This window comes from Enterococcus hulanensis (assembly GCF_005405485.1).
In the GTDB taxonomy this organism is placed as follows: Bacteria; Bacillota; Bacilli; order Lactobacillales; family Enterococcaceae; genus Enterococcus_A; species Enterococcus_A hulanensis.
On sequence record NZ_BJED01000007.1, the window covers coordinates 180,821 to 206,247 of the forward strand.

The 25,427-nt window shown below is 40.0% G+C and carries 25 protein-coding genes; 4 read left to right on the forward strand and 21 right to left on the reverse strand.

Going from position 1 to position 25,427, the window contains the following annotated elements; translation table 11 throughout:
* Positions 1-29 precede the first annotated feature (29 nt).
* From FFR60_RS09745 to FFR60_RS09770, 6 genes are all read right to left on the reverse strand, one after another.
* Entirely contained in the window at positions 30-1,007 is a 978-nt protein-coding gene (locus FFR60_RS09745; protein ID WP_137663993.1) for an SIS domain-containing protein, read from the reverse strand.
* Positions 1,008-1,094: 87 nt separating this feature from the next.
* Positions 1,095-1,910: a PTS system mannose/fructose/sorbose family transporter subunit IID gene (locus FFR60_RS09750; protein WP_137663994.1), complete on the reverse strand. Its 816-nt coding sequence runs from the start codon at positions 1,908-1,910 to the stop codon at positions 1,095-1,097.
* Positions 1,911-1,925: 15 nt separating this feature from the next.
* Positions 1,926-2,714: a PTS mannose/fructose/sorbose/N-acetylgalactosamine transporter subunit IIC gene (locus FFR60_RS09755; RefSeq protein ID WP_137663995.1), complete on the reverse strand. Its 789-nt coding sequence runs from the start codon at positions 2,712-2,714 to the stop codon at positions 1,926-1,928.
* A 14-nt stretch (positions 2,715-2,728) separates the two neighbouring features.
* A complete protein-coding gene (locus FFR60_RS09760) occupies positions 2,729-3,199 on the reverse strand; it encodes a PTS sugar transporter subunit IIB (protein ID WP_137663996.1) in 471 nt (156 codons plus the stop codon).
* A complete protein-coding gene (locus FFR60_RS09765) occupies positions 3,196-3,615 on the reverse strand; it encodes a PTS sugar transporter subunit IIA (RefSeq protein ID WP_137663997.1) in 420 nt (139 codons plus the stop codon). Before FFR60_RS09765 ends, FFR60_RS09760 begins: the two co-directional genes overlap by 4 nt.
* Before the next feature lie 300 nt (positions 3,616-3,915).
* Positions 3,916-4,899: a sugar isomerase gene (locus FFR60_RS09770; protein ID WP_137663998.1), complete on the reverse strand. Its 984-nt coding sequence runs from the start codon at positions 4,897-4,899 to the stop codon at positions 3,916-3,918.
* Between the two features lie 163 nt (positions 4,900-5,062).
* Here FFR60_RS09770 and FFR60_RS09775 point away from each other — a divergent pair, with 163 nt between their 5' ends.
* Positions 5,063-5,770: a GntR family transcriptional regulator gene (locus tag FFR60_RS09775; protein ID WP_137663999.1), complete on the forward strand. Its 708-nt coding sequence runs from the start codon at positions 5,063-5,065 to the stop codon at positions 5,768-5,770.
* Between the two features lie 44 nt (positions 5,771-5,814).
* On the opposite strand, the gene FFR60_RS09780 is transcribed toward FFR60_RS09775, so the two are convergent.
* From FFR60_RS09780 to FFR60_RS09815, 8 genes are all read right to left on the reverse strand, one after another.
* Positions 5,815-7,164: an MATE family efflux transporter gene (locus tag FFR60_RS09780; protein ID WP_137664000.1), complete on the reverse strand. Its 1,350-nt coding sequence runs from the start codon at positions 7,162-7,164 to the stop codon at positions 5,815-5,817.
* 347 nt (positions 7,165-7,511) lie between these two features.
* Complete coding sequence (locus FFR60_RS09785; protein WP_171004908.1) at positions 7,512-7,895, reverse strand: FMN-binding protein; 384 nt, start codon at positions 7,893-7,895, stop codon at positions 7,512-7,514.
* Between the two features lie 24 nt (positions 7,896-7,919).
* Entirely contained in the window at positions 7,920-8,426 is a 507-nt protein-coding gene (locus FFR60_RS09790) for a flavodoxin domain-containing protein (protein WP_137664001.1), read from the reverse strand.
* Positions 8,416-8,934 (reverse strand): MarR family winged helix-turn-helix transcriptional regulator, encoded by a 519-nt coding sequence (locus FFR60_RS09795; protein ID WP_137664002.1) that lies wholly within the window; start codon positions 8,932-8,934, stop codon positions 8,416-8,418. Before FFR60_RS09795 ends, FFR60_RS09790 begins: the two co-directional genes overlap by 11 nt.
* Before the next feature lie 155 nt (positions 8,935-9,089).
* A complete protein-coding gene (locus tag FFR60_RS09800) occupies positions 9,090-11,123 on the reverse strand; it encodes an ABC transporter permease (RefSeq protein WP_137664003.1) in 2,034 nt (677 codons plus the stop codon).
* Positions 11,116-11,880, reverse strand: coding sequence for an ABC transporter ATP-binding protein (locus tag FFR60_RS09805; protein WP_137664004.1), 765 nt, complete (start codon positions 11,878-11,880; stop codon positions 11,116-11,118). Before FFR60_RS09805 ends, FFR60_RS09800 begins: the two co-directional genes overlap by 8 nt.
* A gap of 106 nt (positions 11,881-11,986) precedes the next feature.
* A complete protein-coding gene (locus tag FFR60_RS09810; RefSeq protein WP_212741901.1) occupies positions 11,987-13,000 on the reverse strand; it encodes a sensor histidine kinase in 1,014 nt (337 codons plus the stop codon).
* Positions 13,001-13,015: 15 nt separating this feature from the next.
* On the reverse strand, positions 13,016-13,681 hold the full coding sequence (locus FFR60_RS09815) for a response regulator transcription factor (protein WP_137664005.1): 666 nt from the start codon (positions 13,679-13,681) through the stop codon (positions 13,016-13,018).
* 261 nt (positions 13,682-13,942) lie between these two features.
* On the opposite strand from FFR60_RS09815, the gene FFR60_RS09820 reads away from it, so the two are divergent.
* A complete protein-coding gene (locus FFR60_RS09820; protein WP_137664006.1) occupies positions 13,943-14,707 on the forward strand; it encodes a DeoR/GlpR family DNA-binding transcription regulator in 765 nt (254 codons plus the stop codon).
* Between the two features lie 14 nt (positions 14,708-14,721).
* A complete protein-coding gene (locus FFR60_RS09825; protein ID WP_137664007.1) occupies positions 14,722-16,065 on the forward strand; it encodes a DUF1576 domain-containing protein in 1,344 nt (447 codons plus the stop codon).
* A gap of 313 nt (positions 16,066-16,378) precedes the next feature.
* Here FFR60_RS09825 and FFR60_RS09830 read toward each other — a convergent pair whose 3' ends face one another.
* Positions 16,379-17,344 carry a hypothetical protein gene (locus FFR60_RS09830; protein ID WP_137664008.1) on the reverse strand — a complete coding sequence of 322 codons (966 nt, stop codon included), beginning with the start codon at positions 17,342-17,344 and terminating at the stop codon, positions 16,379-16,381.
* A gap of 467 nt (positions 17,345-17,811) precedes the next feature.
* Between FFR60_RS09830 and FFR60_RS09835 the strand changes: the two genes are divergently transcribed.
* The gene (locus FFR60_RS09835) at positions 17,812-18,084 is read left to right on the forward strand and encodes a hypothetical protein (RefSeq protein ID WP_137664009.1); all 273 of its coding nucleotides are present in this window, start codon (positions 17,812-17,814) and stop codon (positions 18,082-18,084) included.
* An 87-nt stretch (positions 18,085-18,171) separates the two neighbouring features.
* Here FFR60_RS09835 and recQ read toward each other — a convergent pair whose 3' ends face one another.
* The 6 genes from recQ to FFR60_RS09865 form a co-directional block, all read right to left on the reverse strand.
* Positions 18,172-19,923 carry a DNA helicase RecQ gene (gene recQ / locus FFR60_RS09840; protein WP_137664010.1) on the reverse strand — a complete coding sequence of 584 codons (1,752 nt, stop codon included), beginning with the start codon at positions 19,921-19,923 and terminating at the stop codon, positions 18,172-18,174.
* Between the two features lie 497 nt (positions 19,924-20,420).
* Positions 20,421-21,941 carry an LPXTG cell wall anchor domain-containing protein gene (locus FFR60_RS09845; RefSeq protein WP_137664011.1) on the reverse strand — a complete coding sequence of 507 codons (1,521 nt, stop codon included), beginning with the start codon at positions 21,939-21,941 and terminating at the stop codon, positions 20,421-20,423.
* Positions 21,942-22,332: 391 nt separating this feature from the next.
* Complete coding sequence (locus FFR60_RS09850; protein WP_137664012.1) at positions 22,333-23,040, reverse strand: helix-turn-helix domain-containing protein; 708 nt, start codon at positions 23,038-23,040, stop codon at positions 22,333-22,335.
* A 150-nt stretch (positions 23,041-23,190) separates the two neighbouring features.
* Entirely contained in the window at positions 23,191-24,213 is a 1,023-nt protein-coding gene (locus FFR60_RS09855; protein WP_137664013.1) for a WxLIP family cell surface protein, read from the reverse strand.
* A gap of 65 nt (positions 24,214-24,278) precedes the next feature.
* The gene (locus FFR60_RS09860; RefSeq protein WP_137664014.1) at positions 24,279-24,875 is read right to left on the reverse strand and encodes a WxL domain-containing protein; all 597 of its coding nucleotides are present in this window, start codon (positions 24,873-24,875) and stop codon (positions 24,279-24,281) included.
* 207 nt (positions 24,876-25,082) lie between these two features.
* Positions 25,083-25,415 carry an EF2685/EF0750 family sortase-dependent surface protein gene (locus FFR60_RS09865; protein ID WP_137664015.1) on the reverse strand — a complete coding sequence of 111 codons (333 nt, stop codon included), beginning with the start codon at positions 25,413-25,415 and terminating at the stop codon, positions 25,083-25,085.
* Positions 25,416-25,427: the final 12 nt, after the last annotated feature.

A 25,427-nucleotide genomic window follows, 5' to 3' on the forward strand; every position in this document is an offset into this window, starting at 1 on the left:
TCTCAGTTTTTTCGCAATTTTTTTTGCGACTAGTAAGAAAGTTTCCACATATAGCGACGTTTGGTTAATGGATGTTCTCTGGCATAAGATAGCTCTTCAGCATAGACTCTGAATACTGCTGTGATCACAAATGGATTGAAGTAATCTAACACTTCCTTCTCAATATGAGCAGATAATCCATAGTCCAACGCATCCACAACCTCTGTTTTTGCATCAAAGCGATCTAAAAAGGCTAATGCGCGAGAATCGATCGCCCGTGTTTTTCCATCATTCATTAATAGGATGAATGGCACGTCCTTGTCAACGATCTCAAATGGGCCATGGAAGAATTCGCCGGCATGGAATGTACCTGAATTGATCCATTGCATTTCCATCATCAAGCAAACTGATGATGAGTAAGCAACTTCGTGTGTTGCACCGCTACTCATGATGTAGATAACTTTTTCATCTTTAAAACGTTGAGCAAATTGCTTAGCAGCTTTTCGTGCTGATTCTGCACTTTCTTGTGCCAAATCATAAATCTTAGCAAAAGCGTCCAGCATTTTGTCATAGTGTTCATAGCCTTCAACTTGGTTCAATAATTCTACCGCCAGTAATAAGCAGTATCCGGTTTTTTCAAGTTTGGTTGCATAGTTTTCAGCAAATCCATGATAAATCACATAATCTGCATCTTTTGTTAACGGCGCGTCAATTATTCGTGTTAAACTAATTACTGTAGCACCTTTATCTTTGGCAACTGCATTGGCTTCTACTGTTTCTGGAGTTGCACCTCCAAGTGAAGCCGAGATCACAACTGTGCTCTCATCGACCGAAGTTGGTGTCGCAAAGTTGAATTCGTTGGCTGTGTAGTGACTGATGCGTAATTGTTTCGCATTTTGGTCTAAAAAGTATTTTGCTGGATACAAATCTGCTTTTGATGCGCCGCAGCCAACGAAAACAACGTGTTTCACTTCTTGTTTTCCTACAATCTCTCTGATAATTTCTTTTGCTTCCATCGTTGAATTCATTTTCTGAATTCCTCCTCAGTTTTTCTTTTTTTATTTAGAGAAACATTCTATGATATTTTTCCTCACAGAACTGCTTCAACTACCAAATTAAACAAAAATTCCTAATGCGCTTAAAATCAATCCGCCGACAATACAAATCAAAAGCATGATACTCGTGTTTACCTTCTTTTGCAGCAGCCAATACATAAACATGGTTAAGGCAAATGGCAGCATTTGCGGCATGATATTGTCTAAAACATCTTGTAAGATGAAGGTTTTACCAAATTTAATCGGTGTTGTGATTCCGATCATGCTGGCGATCATTGCACCAATCACCATCAAACCGATAATCGAACATACATACATCACACGATCCATTAATCCGCCTTCGTATAATTTCGTTAAATATTTATTCCCCATGCTATAACCAAATTTCCCGCCATAGTAAGTCACAAGAAATGATGGAACAAAGGAAATGATCATCGCTAGGATCGGACCTAAGATACTTCCCTGCTGAGCTAAATTGATCCCTAAGCCGAATGCTAAAACACGCACAGTTCCTTGGAAGAAGGAATCGCCAATACCGGATAATGGTCCCATCAATGAAGTTTTTACAGAGTTGATCGTATCAGGGTTAAAGCCTTCTTGATCCTCATAGTATTGCTCTTCCATTGATGCCGCTAAACCTAATACGAATGCGCTTGTTTGCGGCGTGCAGTTGTAATACAGCATGTGTCGTTGATAGGCTTCTTTTTTTAATTCTACATCCTTGGGATCTTTGTAAATACGGTCTAGCGTTGGTGCTATACCATATAAGAATCCCATATTCATGGCACGTTCATAGTTCCAAGAATCTTGAATGGCCCATGAGCGCCAGAAAAATTGCCAATATTTACGAGCGTTTTGATCCTTTTCTTTTGCCATTTTGTTAACCTCCTTTTATAAATCATCCAATGCATCAGGCTCTTCTGCTGAACCGTTACCGCCGCTGCCGCCAGATTTATTCGCTTCGATTTGATACATCACAAACGCTACAATTCCCGCAAAGAGTGCGACACCGGTAATTCCTAGCCCTGAATAAGCCGTGATCAGGAAACCTAAAACTAAAAACGGCATCATCTTTTTAGACAGCATCGTTTGCAGCAGCAAAGCAAACCCATAGGCTGGCAGAAGCTTACTTGCCAAGCTTAATCCGTCAGTGATCCATTCAGGGATCGCATCGACGATTGACTTAACCAAATCAGTACCGAAATAAATTGCTAAGAAAATCGGAATGAAATACATCAATGAATACAAGATCGTGCCCCAGACGATGTGGATGTGCTGGACCTGTTTGAACTTTCCTTCCTCAATCAAGGCATCGCCCCGGTGAGTCATACTAGCTAAGACCGTTCGCATCAATATCCCTAAAAGCTGTCCTAAAATAGCGATCGGAATCGCGATCGTTAAAGCTGTTTCTGCATTTGAACCAGATAAAATAGCAAAAGCTGTTGCGATAATGGCACCTAAGGTCATATCAGCAGGCACTGCCGCGCCGACCTGAACCACTCCCAAAGAGATCAACTCAATCGATGCCCCGACGAGCAATCCTTTCTCCAAATCGCCTAAGGCCAAACCAACCAGCGTCCCAACGATCAACGGACGTTCGAAGTTCAAGCGGCCCAGCAAACGGGAGTCTAGCATGACAAACACACCAATCAATCCTAAAACTATTGATTGAACCAACATTTAAAGCCCTCCTTTTAAATTAATTTATTTAAATCCTCTGATTTAGAGGTTGGTATCTGCTGCATATACTGTTTGATTCCCATCTCCTTTAATTTTCTGGCTTCCATCTGTTCCTCTTCGTTTAAGAAAATCGCACTGCCGAACTGCTTGCCATTATTTGTTTTTGGAATTCCGCCATAGTTAATTTCCTTGAGCTTGGGATACGCTTCGCAAAAGGCTAAGGTTTCTTTTGTATTTCCAAAAATCAGCATGATATTTTCTTTTAATGTTTCGACCTTTGGCATTTTTGTTAAGGCTTCTTCTACAGTAAAAATATTCAGCTTCACACCCGTTGGTTTGGCCAAATTCAGCGACATCTTCTTAAATTCATCCGTCGCCGCTTCGTGATTGATTACGATAATGCGGTTGATCCCTTGGGATTTGGTCCAAGAAAAAACAACTTGTCCGTGCAATAATCGATAATCAATGCGTACTAGTTTAATCATAAATCGTCCCCTCCAATATTAATTTGTGTGGTCAATAACTGTTTGCAGTCGATCATGGCTTGGCGGCTTTCTTCAAGGAGCGCTGTCATTTGATCAGCGTCAATCTTGCCTGATTGAGTCGCGATGGAGATCACCAGCGGCAAATTCATGCCTGCAACCAGGTGAAGCTCAGGATACTGCTGCTGAAGTGTTAATAAGTCATTGTTGACGCTCCCGCCAAAAATATCTGTCAAAAGATAGACATCCTCGTAGCCGATTACTTCTAATAAATGCTCCACCTGATTCTTGATGGGCTCATCTTCATCGCGAAATGCTGATAGCGCAAAAATATTCCCTTCATCACCAATAATCATTGATGCTGTCTGTTTTAATCCCTGCGAAAATTCTCCATGGCTTGCTAAAATAATCTTGTTCATTCCCTATCCTCCTTATAACTGTTCTCACTTTTATATAAGCAACTACCGTGCCAACTTTTGTTACAAGTCGTAAAGCTAGCTGTACCAAGGGTTGATCAAACGCTTTCAACACTTCGGAAAGTGTTAGAAAAATTGTGTGGAGAAAGTGTTGGAGGGAAATGACAGATGCCGATCGTTGGATTTTTACTGAGAAACAATAAAAGTTAATTCTCTTTTCTTCTATAATATCATGGGCAAATTCGACACTAGCCAGCAAAAAAATCACCCAGCAATAATTAAGCTGCTGGGTGATTGGTTCTCTTAGTTGTATTGTGCCTTCCACATGTAGGTGCGTGTCATATAGTCCTTCTTAATTTGGTAGGCTAATTCCCGCATGAAGACATTATTTAAGATTGGAGAGAAAATCAAGTGATTGAAATGCTCGCTGACCTTCGGATCAAATTTGTTTACGCCGATATCCCGCGCATCCAGCCGGAAAACTTTCTTTCCGCCAAATTCCTGTAAAAAGCGTGCTGCTCGTTCGTCATTTGATCGATTGCTGCCCTCGCCCATTAGAAGAAAGACTGAGGTATCCTCATCGATCACTTCAAATGGTCCATGGAAGAAATCACAGCAATTAACGGTTGGTGAATCAATTTGCAGCATCTCCATGATATTACAAATCGAAAATACATAGGCTGCGCCAAAGGTTGCTCCGCTCGCCATAACATGAATAGATTTCGATTCACGGTTTTGGATCGCCCATTTGATTGCTTTGGTGCGAATCTCTGTGACAGCCTGATCATAAATACTATTGACTGCTTCAAAATTATCCAGCGCAAGCTCTATATGCTCGTAGCCCTCAACGACATCCATCACTAGCATCGCAATCTTTAAGCCATAAGCGGAGTTGGTTTTAGAAAAATCACTGCTGTCTACCGCAACGGAATCATAGCTGATTTGGTAATCGCAAACCTCTGTTAATTCAGATTCATCAACGTATAATGCGATGGTTGCTGCACCAAGTCTTTTCGCGAGCTTAGCAGCTTCGATCGTCTCAGGTGTTCCCCGCATCGAACAAACCACTGCCAACGTATTTTCTCCGACAAAAGCTGGCGGTGCTTGAACAAACTCGTTACTCGTGATATTTCTAGAACGAATTCCTGCCGCCTCTTGATTCAAAAAATAATCTCCTGGATAAAAACCGCCATAGCTGCCGCCTGCCGCTAACCACACCACATTTTTAATCCCGCCTACCGTCTGCTGCTTTTCGTTGATTTCCTCGATGATGCTTCTTACTTCCATTGTAACTCCTCACTTTCTTTTGCTTGTTCCTGTCATTTTGATAATACGAGTATAATACATGTTTAGAATTCAGTCAATACAAGTTTATAACATTTAAGCGAACTTGTACTATAGTTGAACCATCTAGCTCTTTTGCTTATAATAGAGAAAAGGCGGTGTGATCATGGTTCAAAAGATTATCGATAATAATAAACCTCTCTATTTACAGATCAGAGAAGCCATCCTTCAACAAATAAACCGAAAAGAGTTGAAGCCAGGCGATAAATTACTTTCCGAAGCGCAATTTCAGAAAAGCTTTAACGTAAGCAGAATCACCGTTCGCAAGGCGATTGACGAATTGGTGGAGGAAGGCTATTTGACCCGCCTCCAAGGAAAAGGCACCTTTGTAAAAAAACGAAGTGAAGCCCAACAGAAAAGCTTGTCATTAACCCAAGTTTGCCTAGAGCAAGGAAAAAAACTGACTTCCGAGGTCCGTTCTATTCAAGAAGTTCCTGTTCCAACCGGATTTGAGCGGTTATTCAGCTCTGAAAAGGTCATAGCTGTTGAACGTCTTCGCAAAATCGATGGCGTGCCGATCATGCTGGAAAAAAACTATTTTCCACTGGAGGATACCTTCTTATTTGAAAATGATTTGTCCTGTTCTTTGTATCAGGTCCTTGATGCCTTTGATATCGATCCGAAATACAAGGGGATGAATCAAGTCTCGATCAGTCTATTAACCGATCAGCAGGCCAAGCTGTTCAATGTCCAAAGCGGACTCTCCGTGATTCATCACTTAGGAACCGTTTATAATTCAAAGAATCAGCTGGTTTTGGCTTCAGAAGAACTCGTCCGTGTCGACCTGCCGGATTTGTTTAAATACTATTTGTAATGAAAAAGGTGCCTTTTCTATTAATCAGAAAAGGCACCTTTTTTTTAAATTATTGTTCGACTCTGCCAACGTTTACTATAGAAGTAAATCAGACCGATGCAGGCGGGGATAATCGGCGATAGTGCTTGTGCCCAATAGATCCCTTCTACGCCAATTTTCAGTGAAGTTGCTAATAACCAGCACAGCGGCAAGCGAATGACCATAGCATCTAAGAGTGCATTTACCATTCCTAGATTCGCAAAGCCTACGCCGACTGCAAAGGAATCAAAATTGTACATTGCTGCGTAAAACAAACTATTCCAGCAGCAGCAAATTCTCAAATAGCTTACTCCGGCTGCTAAAACGGCTTTATTCGATCGATCAAATAACTGAATCAGCGGTTCCGCACACAGTTGAATAAAAATGACGGCCGCAAGCGATACAAGCAGACTTCCAATCAGACCGGTCTTAGCAATTTTTTTCGTTCTTTCAATCAGCTTGGCGCCCATGCTTTGACCGACCATTGTGGTTACGGCTTGGCCGATCGCCCAGCATGGCATACCTGCGAATGTGTTGATTTTTAATCCGATCCCAGCAGCCGCAGCAGCGATGACCCCGTATTCATTAATCATCATCGCAATCATTAAATAGGAAACATTTACCACCGTCATTTGGATCGCTGTGGGAAGACTGACTTTTAGAATTTTTAGTAGAGTACTGCCGTCAACTTTGAAGCTGGACAATTGGAAAGTGAAAATCGCATTGTGTCTTTTTAAATAGATGACCGAAATTCCAAATGAAACAGCTTGAGCGATAATCGTTGCGTAAGCCGCACCGACCGTTCCCATTCCCAAAGGTCCTACTAGCAAATAATCTAAGAAAACATTGATGACGGCCGCGATCATTACGAAGTACAAGGGACTTTTAGAATCGCCAAAGCCTCGTAAAATGGAACAAGTTGCATTATAGCCAAAGACGAAAATCGTTCCGATAAAGATCACCCGCATATATTCGCAGGCATCCTGGTACGCTTCTTTGGGCACATTCATCCAAGTGAGGATATTTTTGTACATTAAAATCCCGACGATAGTAATCACTATGGCGATGACGGTCGTTAGTGCGTAAATCGTACCAACTGTCTGTTTTTGCGCCAGCTGATTTTTTGCTCCGCGGTATTGTGCGATTAGGACGGTACCACCTGTAGCGACGCCCATACAAATAGCGTTGATAATAAAGACGATCGATGAGGCATTGCTGATGGCTGCCACTCCGGTACTTCCAACGATTCTTCCGACTACCAGCATGTCGGCAATATTATAAAGTGATTGAAGCAGATTCGCTAAAAAAAGCGGAATCGCAAAATAGATCAGCTGCTTGGTTACACTTCCTGTAGTTAGATCATTTATTTTTTTCATGTTCTCATTCCTTTATCTCGGTAAAAGAAATTGTTCTCACAAACCTTCCTTTTACGCGTAAAAAATATGCAAAAAAAGACCATCGACAATAAACATCGTCAATGGCCTCGAAAACGATCAGGCATACCGAATAAGCCAGAAATCATCTAATTTCTGATTAAAACGATAGGACTGATGATTTATAACGATTAGGCTCCGAACAATGTTTGAGTACATTCAATTGTGCGGAGCGAATCTCAATGCATACTTTATTATAAATGATATAGAACATATCAATCGACTACTTTCCTCTTTGATAAGTTAATTATATCGAGCAAAATCGCTAAAATCAATATATGGAAGAAATCCTAATTATCTTTTGACAAAGCATCCTCGACCGCTTTGATGATCGTAACACTGCTCTGAGTCGCCCCGCTTACAGCGTCCACCGCCAAGCTTTGCTCATCGATAATCTTATTGACGATCTTCTCGCCATTTTTTCCTAAACCGGTCATATGCTCCTTGATATCAATCGTCGTAATTTTGCCATCTGCTACCTGCACATTGACTTTTGCTGAAACTGGTTTGATTTGATAATAGCCTTCATACTCACCATCACTCTTTTTAGAAATATTCACTTGATTAATCGTTTCCTTCTGTAATGCACGTTTTGTTAAAAAAGCTGCCCCGAATTTCACACAAATAACGACGACGACTAAGATGAGTAAAATAATGATCACTCGTTTTCCCATAGCTGCTCCCACTCCTTTTTTAAATTAATCAATGTTTACTAGTTCTGCCAAATCAAGATAATCCACGCTGCCGGTAGTGTCTACTTGTTCGATTGCCTTTTCAATATCCAATTTTTCCTGCTCGGCTTTTTTTCTGCTGCTTTTACTGATCATTTTTATGATCAATTTTTCCGGCAGCTTCAGCTGTTCTTTGTTTAGCCGTCCTCTCAGGTGAATAATTTTCGCCTGCGGAAATACTTTAACGATTCCCTCACGAATTTCCGCCAATTTCTCATGGTCATTCACTGAACTCAAACCAACCGGAAGGATCGTAAGCTGACTATTTTCTGGGACCTTCGTTTTCAGCTCTTCTATTCCTTGCAAACTGCCGGCATAAACACTAGCAAAATAATAAATTTTTTCAGTGTCAATCAAATCTTCCGATAAAACTTGCTTATGCTCATAAATCGGGTAATTCTTCTTTTGAGCAAATGCCTTGGCGTAGACTTCCGCACTGCCCTTTTTCGTTGCATAAATTACACTATTGACCATCTTGGTTCCTCCTTGTTCGAACTACCTGATCTTCCATGGCTTCTAATTTTTCTGCACCAGCATATAATTTCATAAAAATCTGAAAGAACAGTTCCAATTCTTCATCGGAATATTCCTCGAAAATTGCGTTCAACGCTTTTTCATGTAATTGTGCGACTGACTGGAAATAATCTTCACCTTTGGCAGTTAGCAACAGATCGGTTCGCCGCTTGTCCTTATGATTGCGAGAAATAGTAATTAGTTCCTGCTTTTCCAAGGCTACGGCTAATTTTTTGATATTTTGCCTTGAACAGCCTAACAGCTCCCCGCAGCTAGTCAAATCTAATACTCTTTCCGGCGCCTGTTTGATCATAATCATCACCATGAACTGTTTTATGGTAATCAATGGATCGACTTTATCAAAGGAGGTTTGCAGGCGGTTGCCGAGGATAAACAAGCTGGCGAAAATCGCCCGCTGCTGCTTATCACGTCCTGCTTTAAACTGCTCCGTTAAACTTTCAATATTCACCTTATTCCTCCCTTCTAACTAAATGGGTAACTTGTTACTTATATTTTAGCCGATGTTGGTTCTGGAGACTATCGGGCTTTGGTCCTATTTTGAACATCAAAAAAGCCTGATTGAATTGATCGCTGTGATCAACTCAATCAGACTATTTGATGCTATCAGCCCTTTTCCAGATTTCTAGTAAAGCCGATATAGGTTACTAAAAAATAGGCCAAGTAAATGACGGAAAATACCAGTAAGGCAATCCCATAGAATTTCACTGGACTCGCCGGCACGCCAGTATAATACACAAAACGTTCACCAGCAAAAAGTCCGATGGAAAAACTTAAAATGACGGAAACACTTAATGGACAAAGATAGTAAAGTCCGAGCTGCTTCAAAACGACCTTTTCCATTTCCCGCTTGCTCAAGCCTAATTGCTGCAGAATCTGATATCTTATTCGATGTTTGTTGGCGTCGCTTAATTGCTGGACGGCTAAAATCGTCAGCGCCGCACAGAGGAACACAATTCCTAGATAAGCCATCATAAAGCAGACTGAAACCACCACAAAGCTGGCTTGCTTCACTAAGTAATCTTTGACCATCACCGATCCGGAGGTCGTAACAATTTGATTGCTGCCATGACCATAGGCCATAGTATATAGATCTCCCAGCTTATCATTTGTCACATAGCTTTGATTTTGTTTTTCCAGTTTTTCCTGTAGATCCATTGATCCTGTAGTTGCTAAATCAGCAACTAATAAGCGAAAGTAAGGCTTTAGCTGCTTCGCCGTTTCGTCGGGTACCACGATTAAATAATCGGCACCGTTTAATCCGCCTTGCGCGAAGGATTCCATATTTATTTTCCGCAGCTTTAACGTCTGATCCGCAGCCGAAATCCTTAATTCTTTGCCAATATTTTTCCATTGCTTCGTTAGTCTTTCTTTTCCATGCAGAATGTACTGCCCCTTTTTTAACGATGCCTGATCATAGCCCAGCATTTTTCTTAAATGGTTGTAGTCACTTAGGCGCATGTAAGTGTCATAGCCGAAATAGGTGCTGTCTGTCCATCTTTTTTTGATTTTCTTTCCTTTATAGGTACTGTCGACATGATCGTAAAGATAATCATTTATTACAGTTGTCTTATTCTGATAGATAGAATATTGGAAGGACTCTTTTACTTTTGCCTCACTAGCAATCGTTGTCAGCTGCTCATTAAAAGAATCATTGACATTCGGGCTGAATAGAGCGACATCAAAGGGCAAATCTTGTTTCACCTGAGTTCGCTGAAAATCGGCAAACATCATCACGACCATCCAGCTAAGCAGGGCACCCGTGAAAAGCACGGTCAAGGTTCCCATTGTAAAGCGCATTGTTTTGATTTTCGAGGACAGCTGGCGCAAAATAAAGATCGTTTCATTTTTATAGATAATCGGCCTTTTCCGCTGAATAAAACGAATAAAAAAAGCCGATAGTCCATAGTACAAAAGGTAAATCGAAAGAACCAAGATCAAGGAACAAATTATGCCAGTATAAAGCGTCAAGCTTGAAGTCAGTATCAAGTAATTGAAGAAAAGGATGTAAACGACCGATAGAAAAAGGAAGATCCCCTTTCGTGAATTTCGCTCATGAATGATTTTTTCGTTTTGCTGATCCAGCAGAATAAAATCGCGAATCGTCATTTTCTTCATTTTTCGCTTAATCGTACGTAAAGCAAAGAAATAGGCGATCGCCAATACCCCAAAGCTTAACAGAATTGCATAGCCGTTAAAGTCTGGAGAAATTCGATACTCAGCTTCCAAAACAGCATAGAAAATATTCACAAACAATAATTGGAACAAGAAACCCGGAAGAATACCCAAGATCGCGGAAATCAGCCCTAACAGATAATTTTCTCTGCGAAAAAGTCGGATGATCTGTTTCTTTTTCATTCCTAATAATAGATACGTTCCGAATTCTTTGCTGCGCTTTTCCATCATGAAATTGACCATGTATTTCACCAGCCAAATAACGATCCCGATGATAAAAAAAGAGGCTGTTGCAATCAAAACCGTAAAAACTGACATTTCTGAAAAAAGCGAGCGCAGATCCTTTGAAAAAATCATGCCATGAAACGAAACCATCAACGTTGAGATGATCGTCATTGTAACGACATAGATCAGATAATCCTTGAAGGAGCGTTTGGCGTTGCGAGTGATCAAGGTCTTAAACATTGCCCCCACCTCCGCCAAAGACCGACAAGACATCCAGAATACTGTTTAAAAAATCACGGCGGGCGCGATCTCCGCGAATCAGTTCATGGAAAATCTGTCCGTCCTTTAAAAACAAGATGCGCTTGCAATAGCTGGCGGAAAACGCATCGTGGGTCACCATTAAAATCGTTGAATTCAATTTCTCATTCATTGTCACGAAGGTTTCTAACAGTGTTTGAGCGGATTTTGAGTCCAAAGCCCCAGTCGGTTCATCCGCCATAATCACCATGGGTTGATTCGCAATTGCCCGCGCACAGGCACACCGCTGCTTTTGTCCGCCGGATACTTCATAAGGAAATTTGTTTCGGATTTCTTCAATTCCCAGCTGCTTCAGTAATTGATCGACGTGCTCCACGATTTTTTTCTTCGAATGCTCCTGCAGACTCATCGCTAACGTAATGTTCTCTTCAATCGTCAAGGTATCTAACAGGTTAAAGTCTTGAAAAACAAAGCCGATATTTTTCTTGCGAAATTCTGCGACTTGATCTTCATTTAGCGTACTGATATCCGTGCCATCAAAATAAACATGACCCGAAGTTACGGTATCAATAGTCGAAAGCACATTCAACAAGGTACTTTTGCCTGATCCGGAGGCTCCCATGATTCCGGTAAATTCTCCGGCTTCGATCTCAAAATCAACTTGATCCAAGGCCTTTGTAATATTGCCTTTGCTTCCATAATATTTTTCTATTTTTTCGATTTGAATAAATGGCTGCATATTATTTTCTCTCCTATCCATCAAGCTATTTTTAAAGTGAACTAGCTATTAAGAATAGTTTATAAGCTTACGACTAGTTGTTGTATGGTCTTAAGTGACTGAAACATTACAGTTTTGAAAGATAACTATTTACTGGAAAAACCAAATAAATTTCGGTGTAGTCTTTTTCCACTGAGGCTGCCCCGATCGTCAGGTCTAATTTCTTACAAAGCTTCTTGCACAAGTACAAACCAATCCCAGTGGTCTTTTCGCGAGAACGGCCGTTGGTTCCGGTATAGCCCTTTTCAAAAATTTGATTCAATTCATCCGACGGGACACCAATCCCGTTATCTCTGACTGATAGCTTTATCCCGTCTTTTACTTCCTGAACAGAAAAAATGATCTCACCGGCTCCCGGCTTTTTGTACTTAATCGCATTGGCGACGATCTGACTTAAAATAAATTCGATCCATTTGCTGTCGGTTTGGACAAAGGTTGATTCAGTCAACACCGTCACCTTGATCTGATTTTCGATCAAAATATATCTGTACTTATTAATCGTCTCTTTGACGATCGTTTTTAGATCGGTTTCCTTGATGGCATAATCTTTGTAGACTTGATCAGAGCGGGCATAAAATAGCGCCTTATCTACCAATTCATCCATTTCGGTCAAGTAGAGCTCTGACTTACGTTTCAGCTCATTGCTCTCATTATATGCAACCAGCCGCATGCCGGTAATCGGCAGCTTCACCTCATGAATCCAGCCTTCGATAAATTCGCGATACTCCTTTTGCTGATCCTCTAACGTCTGGATTTTTTCAATCACCGACTTATTCGAAAGCCGCAAGATCTGCTGGTAGAGCTTGTCTTCCAGTCGCCAGCTCTTTCCCATAAATTCCTGGATCAAGTAAGGCTTTTCTAAATCAGCCAGCAGGTCAAAAATCTCAGAAAAATATTTTCTTCTACGTCGATAATCAAGCAGCAGCCACAAGCTGAGTATTCCCAGCCAAAAAAGTCCTAAAATACTTATCGCCGCAAAATTGTTGCCGATGACGATTAAATACATACCTGAAAAAAGCATGCCGCTGACATTCAAGAGAATCAATAAACTCTTGTCTTTTAAATAATCTGCAAAGTTCATAGCTTTCTCCGTTTTCTAAATTTTATAGCCGACGCCGCGTTTAGTCTCGATGAAATCAGTCACACCAATTTCCGCTAAACGGCTTCTAATGCGATTCACAGTGACACTCAAACTATTATCATCGATAAAAACATCGTTGTCCCAAAGGTATTCGATCAAGTCTAAACGGGAAACGACTTCACTCTGATGCAGAAACAGATAATGCAGCAATTTGAATTCATTCTTTGACAGCTCCACTGCCTGATTATCGGTCCTGACCTTATAGGCGCGTGTATCCAAACTTACCCCTTTGTACTTTAGCAGTGTCGCGTCCGCCTTTGAATGGCCGCTGCGCTTCAACACTGCCGAGATTCGAGCCAGCAGCACAGAAGGATGGTAAGGTTTTGTGATGTAGTCATCGCCCCCCATCAGCATACTGTTAGTCTCGCTCATGACATCAGTCTCACTCGTCAAAAAAATAATCGGCACATCCAGCGACTGACGAATTGCTCCGCACAGCTCATTGCCATCGCGCCCCGGCAAATGGATATCCATTAAGATCAAATCAGGATTCGCCTGCTTTACTTGCTCCTCCACCGCTGAAAAATCTTCCACCAGTGAAACGTCATATAGCGCGTTTTTCAATAAAATCGCAAGCTCTGATCTTATTTTCGCTTCGTCTTCAATAATCATTATGTTCATCTCATTGACCTCCGAACGTTGCTTCCATCCTTCAATCTTATCATTTCTGGCTCTTAATAAAAGAGAATTTTTTTAGCTGCCAGTATTGAAAGCAGCCATAAAAAGAGCGTTTCATGCTTTTATCGCTGATTATTTGTTTTTTTTACGATTTATAATTTAAATTCGCTCTTAAAACGTGTATAATAAATTCATATAAAAACGTTTTCTTCGCTGTAGGATCAACCTTGATCCCAAGAGAATGTTTATATTGGAGGAAGTTCATTGAAGAATTCAATCATTAATATCGATAAACGTCATAAAGATATTCTGGATATTTTAGAAAAGAAGGAACATCTGACGACTATAGAATTGGCTGAGGCACTGGATGTCTCCCTCAGTACGATTCGCCGTGATTTGCATTTATTAGAAGAAAAAAATGACATCATTCGTAAATTCGGCTATTGCATCTTCAACTACGACAATAAACCCGAAAGCGATCATTCTGGCCCCGTTCGCCTAAAGCAGCTGCTCGCTAAGGAAGCCAGCAAGCACATCCAAAACAACGATACAATCTTTATCAATTCCAGTTCAACTGCCTTAAAAACCATTGACTACCTGCAGGTTGATCATCTGACAATCGTTACCAATAATATGAAGATCAACTATTCTCCGCAAAATGCCAATTATCATTACGTCCTGACCGGCGGAGAAATGCGCTATCCAAAAGAAGCTTTAGTCGGCGATGTTGCGATCAACACGCTATCTGCGGTCAACGCTGATGTCTGTATCGTGGGATGCAGCGGGATCGACCTCGAAAATGGAGTGACTACCAAGCAGATGACTGAGGCAACCATTAATGAGCTGATGGTCAAACGAACCACTAAATGTAAAATCTTAGTCGCAGATCATCGCAAAATCGGCGTAACTTCAAAATTCAAAATGGCCGATATTTCCGCCTTCGATTATTTAATCACCGATCAATTTAGTCCAGAAGAAATCTTACATGAGATCCAAAAGCTGGGAGTAACCGTCGTTCAAGTCACTTAGAGGGGTGTGATTCTTTGGGGAAAACAAAACAAGTCTTATTTTCAACAGATATCATTTTTATCTTTTTATTAACCTATGGGTTATCGATTACGTTGGCCGCCTTTTTTCTCACCAGTCCGGAAAAACTGATTTCTGGTATGGAACAGATCGTGCGCTCGCCAAGTAACTTGATTACCGATTATGTTCACATTGCCGGTGTTGGAGCGGCGTTTCTAAATAGCGGATTGGTAACCTTAAGCAGTCTCTTCCTCCTGCGAAAGCATAAGCATCATTTCTGCTCATTAACCGTTTCCGTGATTATGATGCTCTCCGGCTTTTCATTTTTTGGGAAGAATATCGTCAACTCCGCCCCGATCATTTTAGGCTGTTTGATCTATTTGCGAATCCATCACTCTGGCAGACAGGATCTGCTGGTTATGGGTTTGTTGAGTACCTGCCTATCGCCGATCGTCAGCACGATTTATTGTGCGCCGGATCATTCCGCTATTTCTAATAAATTTATCGCGTTAGTCGCCGGACTTTTAATCGGCTACACGATTTTACCCATCTTCGAATTTTTGAAAGTCCATACAAAAGAATTGAACCTTTACAACATGGGCTTTTCCGCTGGTTTCATTGGTGTGATTGGAAACTTGACTACCCGAAATATTTTAGCAATAAAAATCGTGCCCCATGACCTTTCCTTTGAACACCACCACGCGTTACTGATCTTTCTTGCTGCTCTGTTCACGCTGCCCTTTCTCGTATTTCTTTATTTCTATAAAAAGAACATTGATCGTTCGAAGCATCTGTTCTTAGATTTGAAAAAAATCGCCCGCTTTTCCTTATATGGCTACCTTGCCGTGATTTTTACTCTGCTGTTGAAGGTTCCTCTAAGCGGAATTTTGGTTGGAGCTATTCTGACCTTCGCTGGTTTTAGTATGTATAATTTTAAATTTCGCTATTTCTTTTTCCCTGCCTTGGGAGTTTTCTTGACTGCCCTGCTGCTATACCGCGATGCTGCTACTACCAATAATATCGTCATCATCCTGTTTGCCAGTACCCTTTCACCAATGACTCGCAAGTATGGACTGGTGACCGGCACACTATCTGGGGCCCTATTCTCCCTGATTACTCGAAACACACAGTATCTAACTGCGGGAATCAATTTGTACAATTGCGGCTTTGCCGGCGGAATCACTGTTCTGCTGATGGATTTCGTCCGTGTTTCGTTTTATCGAAACACCAAGATCAAAGCGTATTGTCAAAGCGCTCATTTGCAAATCATCCAGTTTGAAAAAGACCTGCTGGCAAGATTCCAAGTATTCACCCAATCATTTCTATTCAAGATCACAACGATGAAGGACAATCAATCATAAAATTTTACGGCAAAAGACCTGCTCAAAAAAATGAACAGGTCTTTTGCTTTGGTTTTTAGTTTAAAAATGGTCACAACAAATAGACCTGACTACATTTGATCAAAATTTCCGGACCAAGCCAGTATCGCTTTTTTTATTTTGTTGAGATCAGTAACAAATGCCTGCAAAATTGGCCGATTGGCTGTTTGAAAACATGTTTGATTTGAAAACAGCGTTTAAGAAAAAGATGTATTTCTACGTTTTCGTATGATCGTCGTACATGACGAACTGCTGTTGATAAAAAGACACAGATCGATAAGTGGGCAGACAAATTTTATTTCTTCTTTTTCTTCAATAATTTGTTTTTCTTTCTTTCGAGCCTGCGATCTTCCCGTTCTTTTTCTATTCGTTCAGTCGTTTTGCCATAGCGCAGGTAGGCGGTGTCTGGTTTTTTAGGGATTGCGGAGGGTTTCTTTGCATTCGGTTTTTGCTTCGAGGCGGCAGTTGCAGGTGTTGGCGTTACGTTGGTTTTGTCTTGTGGTGTTACGGTTTGCTTCGGTAATAATTCAGTTTCATTAGCAAACTGGTTCGCGTTTTCGGATTTCTTTGGTGATTTTTTAGCATTCGTAACATTAGAAGCTTTTTTGTCCGACGATTCTTGAGCAGACTCCTCCACTTCCTCCAAACGAGTATCATAAGCGGTTGTGATGATTTTCCCCGAGCCTTCGTAATTGATAAATTTGACGAATTTCCGGACACCGTTTGTTTCGAAAATCGTCAAGGTCGTCAAAATTTGCAAAAGCTTCGTGACCACAGACGCAGCTTTGTTAGGATCAACTTCCCGAATCGTCAATTTGTGGCGTTTGCCATTCATATCTTCAAAGAAGGACTCCACAATATAAGCATGATTTTCCTGACGAATATCCAGCGTGCCTTCTTTTACTAAATATTCCTTATACCCACGAGCCTCTTTGGTGCAAGCCAAATAATCCGCTTCATTACGAAACAGACGCTTGATGATCGTTTTCCATTCACTTTTTTCGCAATACTTCTCAAAATAAGGAGCATAACGGCGCAGCGTATCATTAGGCTCTGACGTTAAGAACAGCTCACGAATTAATGCTTGGAGCGTCTCCGAAATCACACGCGAACACAGGGCGCTCCGCACAAAAACCGCCACAAGATACTCAATGACCTCTGAAACATTTTGGCTTTGTTCAAAGCGTTTAAGAATTCTTCCCTCAAGATTTTCCCATTTCATCAAAAAGAGCTGTCTTTGACCTAATTTTGCTACATCCATTTTTCATACCCCCAACTTATTATTAAATAGTAATCGTTTTCATTTTATAGAAATATGATAGCGATAAATAACAGTTTTGTAAATAGCAAACAGAAAAACCTTTTTCCTTTATAAAAAACAAAAGAAAAGGGTTTAATTGATACAAAGCCTTTAAATCCACTGAAAGAACAATATAAAACGCCTGCACTTCTTCTTAATAATTAGCATTCAATAACAAATATCAGAGATATCGATTACTTGAACGTCAAAAATTTTTTCTCGTTTCAAGAAAATTTACTAGTTTTACTAGTAAAAAGACTTCTTTGTAACAAAGAATCACTCTGTTCTTTTGTTAATAATTCATTTTGAATGATAAAAATTAAAAAAGTAATTTCAAAAATCTGAAAAACGACTTTCTAAATCACTATTTTTTATTGTAAAATTAGTGCTAGAATAGATTTAACAGAGAACCACAGAAGGAGGACAATATGAGAGGAACCGTTTCAAATGATCAACGTGTTTATTACTATGAATCGCCCTTCTTGATGCAAGGTGAAAATGGCTTGTCACTTAGCCAGCTGCGAGCACAATTCATTAAAAAGTTCTTGAATAATCCACGAGCCAAATACGTTACCGAAAATTACGCTCTTGAAAAGGATCAACGAAGAATCAATATTTGGCGCAAGGATGGCAAAATTCTTTCAGAAGATGAGCTGCTTCGGATCGATATGATCGTTCCGCAAATTTTTGAGACGAATTAATTTTTTAGAATAGAGAGTTTACGACAAAAAAACTATTACACTAGGTTGCGGCCGAATGTAATAGTTTTTTTGATTGAAGTGCTAAGATTAGTTTTCCTTTTTCAGCAGTGCTAAAAATTGATCGCCGTAATTGTCGAGTTTACTTTTTCCGACACCTTTGATCTGCAGGAATTCTAATGGACTTTGCGGCTGCTTTTCTGCTAATTCGGTCAAGGTTTTATCTGAGAAGATGACATATGGCGGCAGATTTTTCTCTTGCGCCAATTGCGAGCGTAAACTCCGCATTTCTTCAAACAGCTCATTATCCGCAACTAATTGTCTCACCGGTGCCTGCTTACGATAGACTTCCTGCTCGCCTTTAAGAACTAAAACGCCCTGTTGAGAAACCGACAACACAGGATATTGCCCCTCTGAAGGGATCAAATAGCGCTCCGCCGTGAGATAATCAATCAAACCGGAAACCTCTTTTTGCGAATGCTCCTTCATTAGTCCATAGGTTGGCAGCTGATTAAACTTCCATTGATTGATTTTTTGATCATTTGATCCAGTCAAAACCTTAGCGACCAGCGCCTTGCCAAATTTTTCTCCCATGCGCTTCACGCAAGACAAGACCTTCTGCGTATCTGTTGTAATATTGACCTGCTCGCGCTCGTCTAAACAGTTGCTACATCTTCCGCAGTCCGGCTGGTCCTCGCCAAAGTATTTCAAAATATAGCGTTGCAAGCACATTTGTGTATGGGCATACTGATTCATTTCCCGCAATTTGGTGTATTCATTTTGCTGATACGTCGCCTCTGATTGAGACTGCTCAATGAAATACTGCTGGATCTGAATATCTTGAGGCGCATAGAGCAATACCGCCTCACTTGGTAACCCATCGCGTCCAGCCCGCCCCGCCTCTTGATAGTAGGATTCCAGATTTCCCGGGATTTGCGCGTGAATCACAAAGCGCACATTGCTTTTGTTGATCCCCATCCCAAAGGCATTTGTCGCCACCATCACTTCGATGCGATCAAACAGAAAATCCTCTTGATTCTGCAATCGCTCGGCATCCGCTAAGCCGCCATGATATTTCCCGACAGCGAAGTCATGATGCTTCAGCAGATGATACAAACGTTCAACCTCTTTACGGGTTGACGCATAAATGATCCCAGATTGTCCGCGATTTAGCTTCAAATATTCTAATAGATAAATATCCTTCTGTTCCTTAATAACCTGAAAAGCTAAATTTTCTCTGGCAAAACCTGTTTTGATCTCGTTTTCCTTTGAAATATGCAGCAAATTCGAGATATCATCGGCTACCTCTGGTGTAGCCGTTGCAGTCAAGGCAATGATCGTTGGCTGCTGGTTGAAATTCTCAATCGTCTCCGCTAGTTTCAGATAGCTGGGGCGGAAATCATGCCCCCACTGAGAAATACAGTGCGCCTCATCAACAGCCATCAGTTCAATCGGAACATAATGCAGCATTTCACGAAAATCCGCAGACTCCAAACGTTCCGGCGCCACATACAGCAGCTTGATCTCGCCGCGTGCAGCTTGTCTAAGGCGCTCATTCATCTCCAAATTAGATAATGTACTGTTGATAAAGGCAGCTGGAATTCCTAATTCATTCAGACTGTCTACCTGGTCTTTCATCAAAGAGATCAATGGCGAAACAACTAGGGTCAACCCTTCAAGAACGAGTGCCGGCAATTGATAACAAATCGATTTTCCGCCGCCGGTTGGCATAATCCCTAAGACATTTTGCTTTTGCAGAACCCGTTGAATGATCTCTTCCTGTCCACTCCGAAACTGCGTATAGCCAAATTTCTCTGCTAATAATTCTTTTAATCGTTCCATACTTGCGCCCTTTCTTTATCTATAAATTCTTGAAGAATGGTTAATCACTTTTAATTGAAGCCCATTTCCTATCAGGGCGCCATAAAAATGAGGCGGGATAAACTCATCCAACGCCTCAAGAGTAATTCTGTACAATTAGCTTCCTCAAGATATCTTTTCTATCAATAAAGACAAGTATAGTTAACTCCTTGTTAGTTATCAATCAGTTTTGTACTCATTTAGTCGATTTTTAAATTAGGATTGAGGAAACTCGTGAGAAGTCCTGCTTGGAACAGCGAAATACAGTTTTTACACCTTTCATTTCCTCTGACACAACTGTGTCATTCTTGCTGAGGAATAATACTTATCTATCAATCCCGCGGTCAGAGCCTTCGATACACTACTATTCTTAACTTACACTTCCCTATTGTTTGCTCAAAAATTTTAAACTCTTAACAAATTGGAAAAAGCGAACCGCAACTGTCGGGTCCGCTTTTATTCCTATATTAAAATATTTTTTAACTTACCTTTTTATTTTTGGTTGCTAGCAGCAAACTGATGGCTAGCAATAAAACTGCTAAACCAAAAGCGATTGATAAAATAGACTGCTTTTCTCCCGTCATAGGCAATTGTTTGTTTTTGCTGGAGCTGATAACTTGAGAATTATTGTTTGAATTATTGGAGCCTGCAGGAAGAACGCCTTTTTTGGGTTCTGTCGTACTGGTTGTGGTTGTACTTGTCGTAGTTGTGCTCGTTCCGGTCGTACTGCTTCCTGTTGTACTTGTACTGGTCGTGGTCGTTCCGGTCGTCGTACTGCTTCCTGTTGTACTTGTACTGGTCGTGGTCGTTCCGGTCGTCGTACTGCTTCCTGTTGTGCTCGTGCTAGTGGTGCTTGGTTCTGTCGTACTGGGTTCAGTGAAAAGGTCAGTTAAGATAAACTGATTATTCGTTGCATTTTTTCCGGCCTCTTGCACTTCATTAAACGGTGTATTCCAGTTTGTTTTAGATTCCGCCAGGGTGTACTTGCCTGATTTTTGAGCAATATCAGTCAATCTTCCCACATCCACTGACAAATCCTCTGTGGCCGCTGGTGTATTATTTTGAACAATCCATCCTGAATAATTTTTTGAATTAACTCGAATACTCAATTTATTCTTCGTATCAGAAACAGTAAAATCCTTCCCATCATTACTTGAAAAAAGGAACTTGCCTTCTGAATCAGTCAATGTACTAGCAACTACTTTTTCCCCTGTCTCTGTATGCTCAATTAGATCGACTGGTATCCCTTTTATCGCAGTTGATTTTTCCCAACTAGGAGAATCAGTAGTTGAAAGAAGCTTTTGATAGTTGACTTGACCATCGATCGCTGGTCGAATGACAAAAATATTCTGACGATTATTTGTCGGGGGATCATTAGGAAATTGTGAATCCAACCAACTATCCAACCCAGCTTGTCCCGTTAGCTGCTCCTGTGTCAATGTTTGTAAGTTCACATTTACAGTACAATTTGAGCTTACTTCATAGGTATCGGGGATTGAAGCCTTTGGATCTATCTTCACCATTTCAATTCGATAACCTACAAACTTTCCCGGTACTTGATATGCGCCATCCTTTGCGATCAAGGAATTGGTTACATCGGTAAAGTCAGTCCCATTTTGCGTTGTAAAGAAATGAAAGCTGATCCCATGATCAGAAAAATCTTGGATCGTCGCCATCGTTTTATTATACTTCAGGTTCATTATAAATGAATCAGCGGCTATTTCTTGTGCACCAGCTTGCTCTTGAGGAATTATAGTAGTCCAAGCAGCTTTAGGGTCAAAACTAAAAAAGTTTCTAGCTAGATTCAATGAATACCTGTTTATTTTACTTGTTTCAGAATTCGGAAAATATAGGACGTGCCCCCATTCGGAATTTGTTTCTGGATCAGAAATCTCAGCTCCTTGAGTGCTTGATAAAGCATGCACAGCGGTTATCGGAAATAACAAAATAATTCCAACAACGATTGATAATAACACATTTCTAATTACTAATTTATTCATTTCTCCACTCCTTGTTTATACTGTTTAAAAACACAAAAGCAAATTTAATTCTATTAAAAATAAATATTTTAAGAACAACCGACTCGATAAAGAAAAAAAGTGTCATATATTCCATAAATGATTCAATCGTAAATTAAACTTGATGCCTTTCTCTTTCATCACCGAATGTAATCTACCCTTTTTACTATTTATCATTTAATAATTATTATTTACTTATTTTTAAATTATATTTTCATTTCCCTAGTAATTCAAGTCTTTTCTTCAAAAAAGCATATTTATTTATGAGTGGTAGAGGAGAATATGCTGATAAATGAAAAAAACAAGCCTTAGAAAAACTGCTGAAACCTATATAAAAGATTGGGCAAAAGCAGCTCTGTCTTCCGTACAGAAATTATGCTTCATTGGAACTGTTCAAGTAAGAGCTGATGATGGGACAGGCATAATCCTTAATTAAATAGCCGCTTCCCCACACCGTATCAATAATTGAAGTTTGAGAACTAATCGTAGCCAGCTTCATTTTGATTTGACTCATCAAGTAAGATAGCTGATTCTTAGTTGATGGTGTGCTTTCTCCCCATATTTTTTTACAAAAAGTTTCTCTAGAAACTGCTTCATTGGGATGCTCTATCATTAAGGCAAGAACTTTCTTTTCGTTCATCGAGAATTTTATCGAGCGAACTCGTAGTGGATTGATCATGAGAATCTCTTTGGGTTCAGAAGGATCATTCGTTTTCAGCAGCACATCATCAAGCGTTTCCCTAAGCTCTTCCATACTGCAGCTGTTAACCAACCAGGCATGTACCCCGCTCTGCTTCCATTTTTCTTTTTCTTCAGCTTTTGGTAGAGATTCAACTAAGCGAACGGTTGGTATATCGTATTTTTTTAAATAGAGCAAAATTTGCAGCAGCTCAAGTTTCCCTATTGTTTCGCTGATAATCGCCGTTGAGAATAACTGTAACCAATCAGGCTGCTCATCTTTATTATTCAAGCGATCCAATAGTTTTGACGAGCTGATAATTTCTTTGTTCAATTTTTGAACTTGTTGCTGAATTGACATATCGAATAAGATATTTTTTGTCAAAAGTAAAATTGGCTTCATATTTTCCCTCCTATGCCCTAGTGTCGTTCACTAAACTCTTTTGCTCCTGATGATAGCGTCTCTAAATTGATAAGAAGGTTTTTCTTCATACTTAAAAAGGCGGCGTATTTCGTCCGCCTTATATACTGTTTAGTTCTTTAGCAATACTCATCATGCTTTGCTTTTATTGGCTTTTTTAAACTTCCAAAATATCAGCAGGAGAATAACTATCACGATCAAAATTATAATTAAAATTTTCATATTCAAAGGATCTGTTTTATCGATAACTACTTCGTTCACTTCATTGGCCTCTTTAGAGGTGATGGTAAAACGCTTATCAAACACCCATTGATTGTTCTTTTTATCATTAATCGTCAACTTCATTCGATAGTCACCGGGAACCAGCTTTTCTCCATCCCAATCAATCGCAAATTTATACAAAGAGTTTGGCGCCATCTGCAGTTCTTTATAGGATTTCGTTTTGACTCTTTTCCCGCTTTTGTCATCTTTTATTTCAACTTTATAGTCTAATTTTCCATAAGATTCCATTTGAGGGTTCAAAAGCTCTACAACGACACTTGTTTTTCCAAATGATACTGCTGGTGTGATCTTCTTCAATTGAATCTCACGTTTTAGTTCATCATCCTGCTCGTTCAATCTAAGTCCAAGAATATAGCCATATTGGTTGGAGATTCCTGTTTGCTCTTCCGATACTTTTGTTACTTTTATTCCTGCCAAGATTTCTCCTTTAAAGGCTTCAGCCGGCATCGAGATTTGAATAGGGATCTTTTTATTACTTTGCTTTGGAACGGTAACTTCTTTCGTACAGCTTGCGATCTTGCCTATCTTAAATTTATCTTTCAGGTTATAGGTTTTATTGTCCTCTGAGTAGTCAATAAACCCCTGATTATTCGTATATGCTTGATTCAATTCAATTTTAAATCTCAAGTCTTTTGACGATGTATTTGCTACGACAAATTCGACTGTTTGCTTCTGTCCAGGAGTCATACGTAAGTTAAAAAAGGAATCCTTGTCGCCAATTTGATTTTCTGGCAGAACAGCATAAATATGGTATCCAACATCGTTTTGAGCGGAATCACTTGTTTCTTCCGCATGAGCGTGAGGTGCGACTATAACGGATAGAAAACCAATAAAAAGCAGTGATAAAACGGACGTAACTGTTTTTTGTTTCATTGATATACCTACTTTAAAATTAGAATATAAAGAAAAGCTGCGAAACATCGCAGCTTATTGCAACTTTATTTTGCGTCAGGAGTATTGTATAGCTGATAAGAAATTGTGCCGTTTAGCTTATCGTTTGCTTTAAGTTCGCGGTTTGTATCAGTAAATTTGATATCCACACTTGTTACAGCAGTTTTAATTAAACCAGTATTGTTATCCGCTGTTTTATCAGTCGCAGCTTTTGCGACAATCCCGGTTGCTCCAGTCCCTACAAGTTCCGTATCATTAATCTTGAAATTATTTACAGGCAGCTTAGACGTTTTTCCCTCTAATGCCAGGTTATTATCTGTTACTTGGGCTTTTACTGACCAGTCACGCTGAATTCTGTCATTGAAGACATCGATTGAATCATCCAGCGTTGCACTTGTTTCAACTTGTTGTCCTTGCAATTTCGTTGAAAAGTCATAGGCTGCAGGAACTTTTTCCAACGTTAAGTATTTTTGATCTGGATCTGTTGGATCAAGAGGATCAGTACTATCATCATTATCCTTGATCTCAATACTTGCTGGTGTTTCCTTCGTTTGATTTACCACCTCGTCTGCACTCGCAACCGAACTAAACGTTAATCCTAATAGAATCGTACTCACAACTGAAATCCATACCTTTTTTTTCATTTTTTACACTCTCCATTTTCTAAATTTTGTGTTTCATTTAATGTGCGTACCTCAATATGTTGGTGCACGTACATTTATAGAACCGTCAATCAAAATATTGACATAAGCAAGCCTGCTTTTCTTATCTAGAATCCATAGATTGAAATTCCCAAACATTTTTTCTCCTTTCTATTTCTCCGACTTTTATATTGCCCATAACCTTGTGCTTTACTCCTTAAAATCAGCTCTCATCTTATATCTCCTGTTTACAATGATGAGTATTGCGAGAACCATCGCTATTCCGATAAAAGCTAGCGGCGATTTCTGTTCACCTGTTTGTGGAAAGCGCTTCGCTTCCTCGACATTCTTGATAGTTTGATCGTTTCCATCTGAAGGATTTTTTTTATCTGTTTTTTGGTCACTATCAACTGTCTTAGCCTCATCAATTTTAATGATTATCTTTGAATGATTAGACCCCTCCGCTGCATGTCCACTGGTTCCAACGCAAAGCGTTAAGATCAGCATCGTAAAAAGAATTACACTTAACAACTTTTTGATCATATTGGTTTCCCC

Excerpts from the sequence above, each read along its gene's own strand:
- FFR60_RS09745 (WP_137663993.1), bottom strand. The coding sequence starts at position 1,007 with ATGAATTCAACGATGGAAGCAAAAGAAATTATCAGAGAGATTGTAGGA.
- FFR60_RS09750 (WP_137663994.1), bottom strand. The coding sequence starts at position 1,910 with ATGGCAAAAGAAAAGGATCAAAACGCTCGTAAATATTGGCAATTTTTC.
- FFR60_RS09755 (WP_137663995.1), bottom strand. The coding sequence starts at position 2,714 with ATGTTGGTTCAATCAATAGTTTTAGGATTGATTGGTGTGTTTGTCATG.
- FFR60_RS09760 (WP_137663996.1), bottom strand. The coding sequence starts at position 3,199 with ATGATTAAACTAGTACGCATTGATTATCGATTATTGCACGGACAAGTT.
- FFR60_RS09765 (WP_137663997.1), bottom strand. The coding sequence starts at position 3,615 with ATGAACAAGATTATTTTAGCAAGCCATGGAGAATTTTCGCAGGGATTA.
- FFR60_RS09770 (WP_137663998.1), bottom strand. The coding sequence starts at position 4,899 with ATGGAAGTAAGAAGCATCATCGAGGAAATCAACGAAAAGCAGCAGACG.
- FFR60_RS09775 (WP_137663999.1), top strand. The coding sequence starts at position 5,063 with ATGGTTCAAAAGATTATCGATAATAATAAACCTCTCTATTTACAGATC.
- FFR60_RS09780 (WP_137664000.1), bottom strand. The coding sequence starts at position 7,164 with ATGAAAAAAATAAATGATCTAACTACAGGAAGTGTAACCAAGCAGCTG.
- FFR60_RS09785 (WP_171004908.1), bottom strand. The coding sequence starts at position 7,895 with ATGGGAAAACGAGTGATCATTATTTTACTCATCTTAGTCGTCGTCGTT.
- FFR60_RS09790 (WP_137664001.1), bottom strand. The coding sequence starts at position 8,426 with ATGGTCAATAGTGTAATTTATGCAACGAAAAAGGGCAGTGCGGAAGTC.
- FFR60_RS09800 (WP_137664003.1), bottom strand. The coding sequence starts at position 11,123 with ATGTTTAAGACCTTGATCACTCGCAACGCCAAACGCTCCTTCAAGGAT.
- FFR60_RS09805 (WP_137664004.1), bottom strand. The coding sequence starts at position 11,880 with ATGCAGCCATTTATTCAAATCGAAAAAATAGAAAAATATTATGGAAGC.
- FFR60_RS09810 (WP_212741901.1), bottom strand. The coding sequence starts at position 13,000 with ATGAACTTTGCAGATTATTTAAAAGACAAGAGTTTATTGATTCTCTTG.
- FFR60_RS09815 (WP_137664005.1), bottom strand. The coding sequence starts at position 13,681 with ATGAACATAATGATTATTGAAGACGAAGCGAAAATAAGATCAGAGCTT.
- FFR60_RS09830 (WP_137664008.1), bottom strand. The coding sequence starts at position 17,344 with ATGGATGTAGCAAAATTAGGTCAAAGACAGCTCTTTTTGATGAAATGG.
- FFR60_RS09835 (WP_137664009.1), top strand. The coding sequence starts at position 17,812 with ATGAGAGGAACCGTTTCAAATGATCAACGTGTTTATTACTATGAATCG.
- recQ (WP_137664010.1), bottom strand. The coding sequence starts at position 19,923 with ATGGAACGATTAAAAGAATTATTAGCAGAGAAATTTGGCTATACGCAG.
- FFR60_RS09845 (WP_137664011.1), bottom strand. The coding sequence starts at position 21,941 with ATGAATAAATTAGTAATTAGAAATGTGTTATTATCAATCGTTGTTGGA.
- FFR60_RS09850 (WP_137664012.1), bottom strand. The coding sequence starts at position 23,040 with ATGAAGCCAATTTTACTTTTGACAAAAAATATCTTATTCGATATGTCA.
- FFR60_RS09855 (WP_137664013.1), bottom strand. The coding sequence starts at position 24,213 with ATGAAACAAAAAACAGTTACGTCCGTTTTATCACTGCTTTTTATTGGT.
- FFR60_RS09860 (WP_137664014.1), bottom strand. The coding sequence starts at position 24,875 with ATGAAAAAAAAGGTATGGATTTCAGTTGTGAGTACGATTCTATTAGGA.
- FFR60_RS09865 (WP_137664015.1), bottom strand. The coding sequence starts at position 25,415 with ATGATCAAAAAGTTGTTAAGTGTAATTCTTTTTACGATGCTGATCTTA.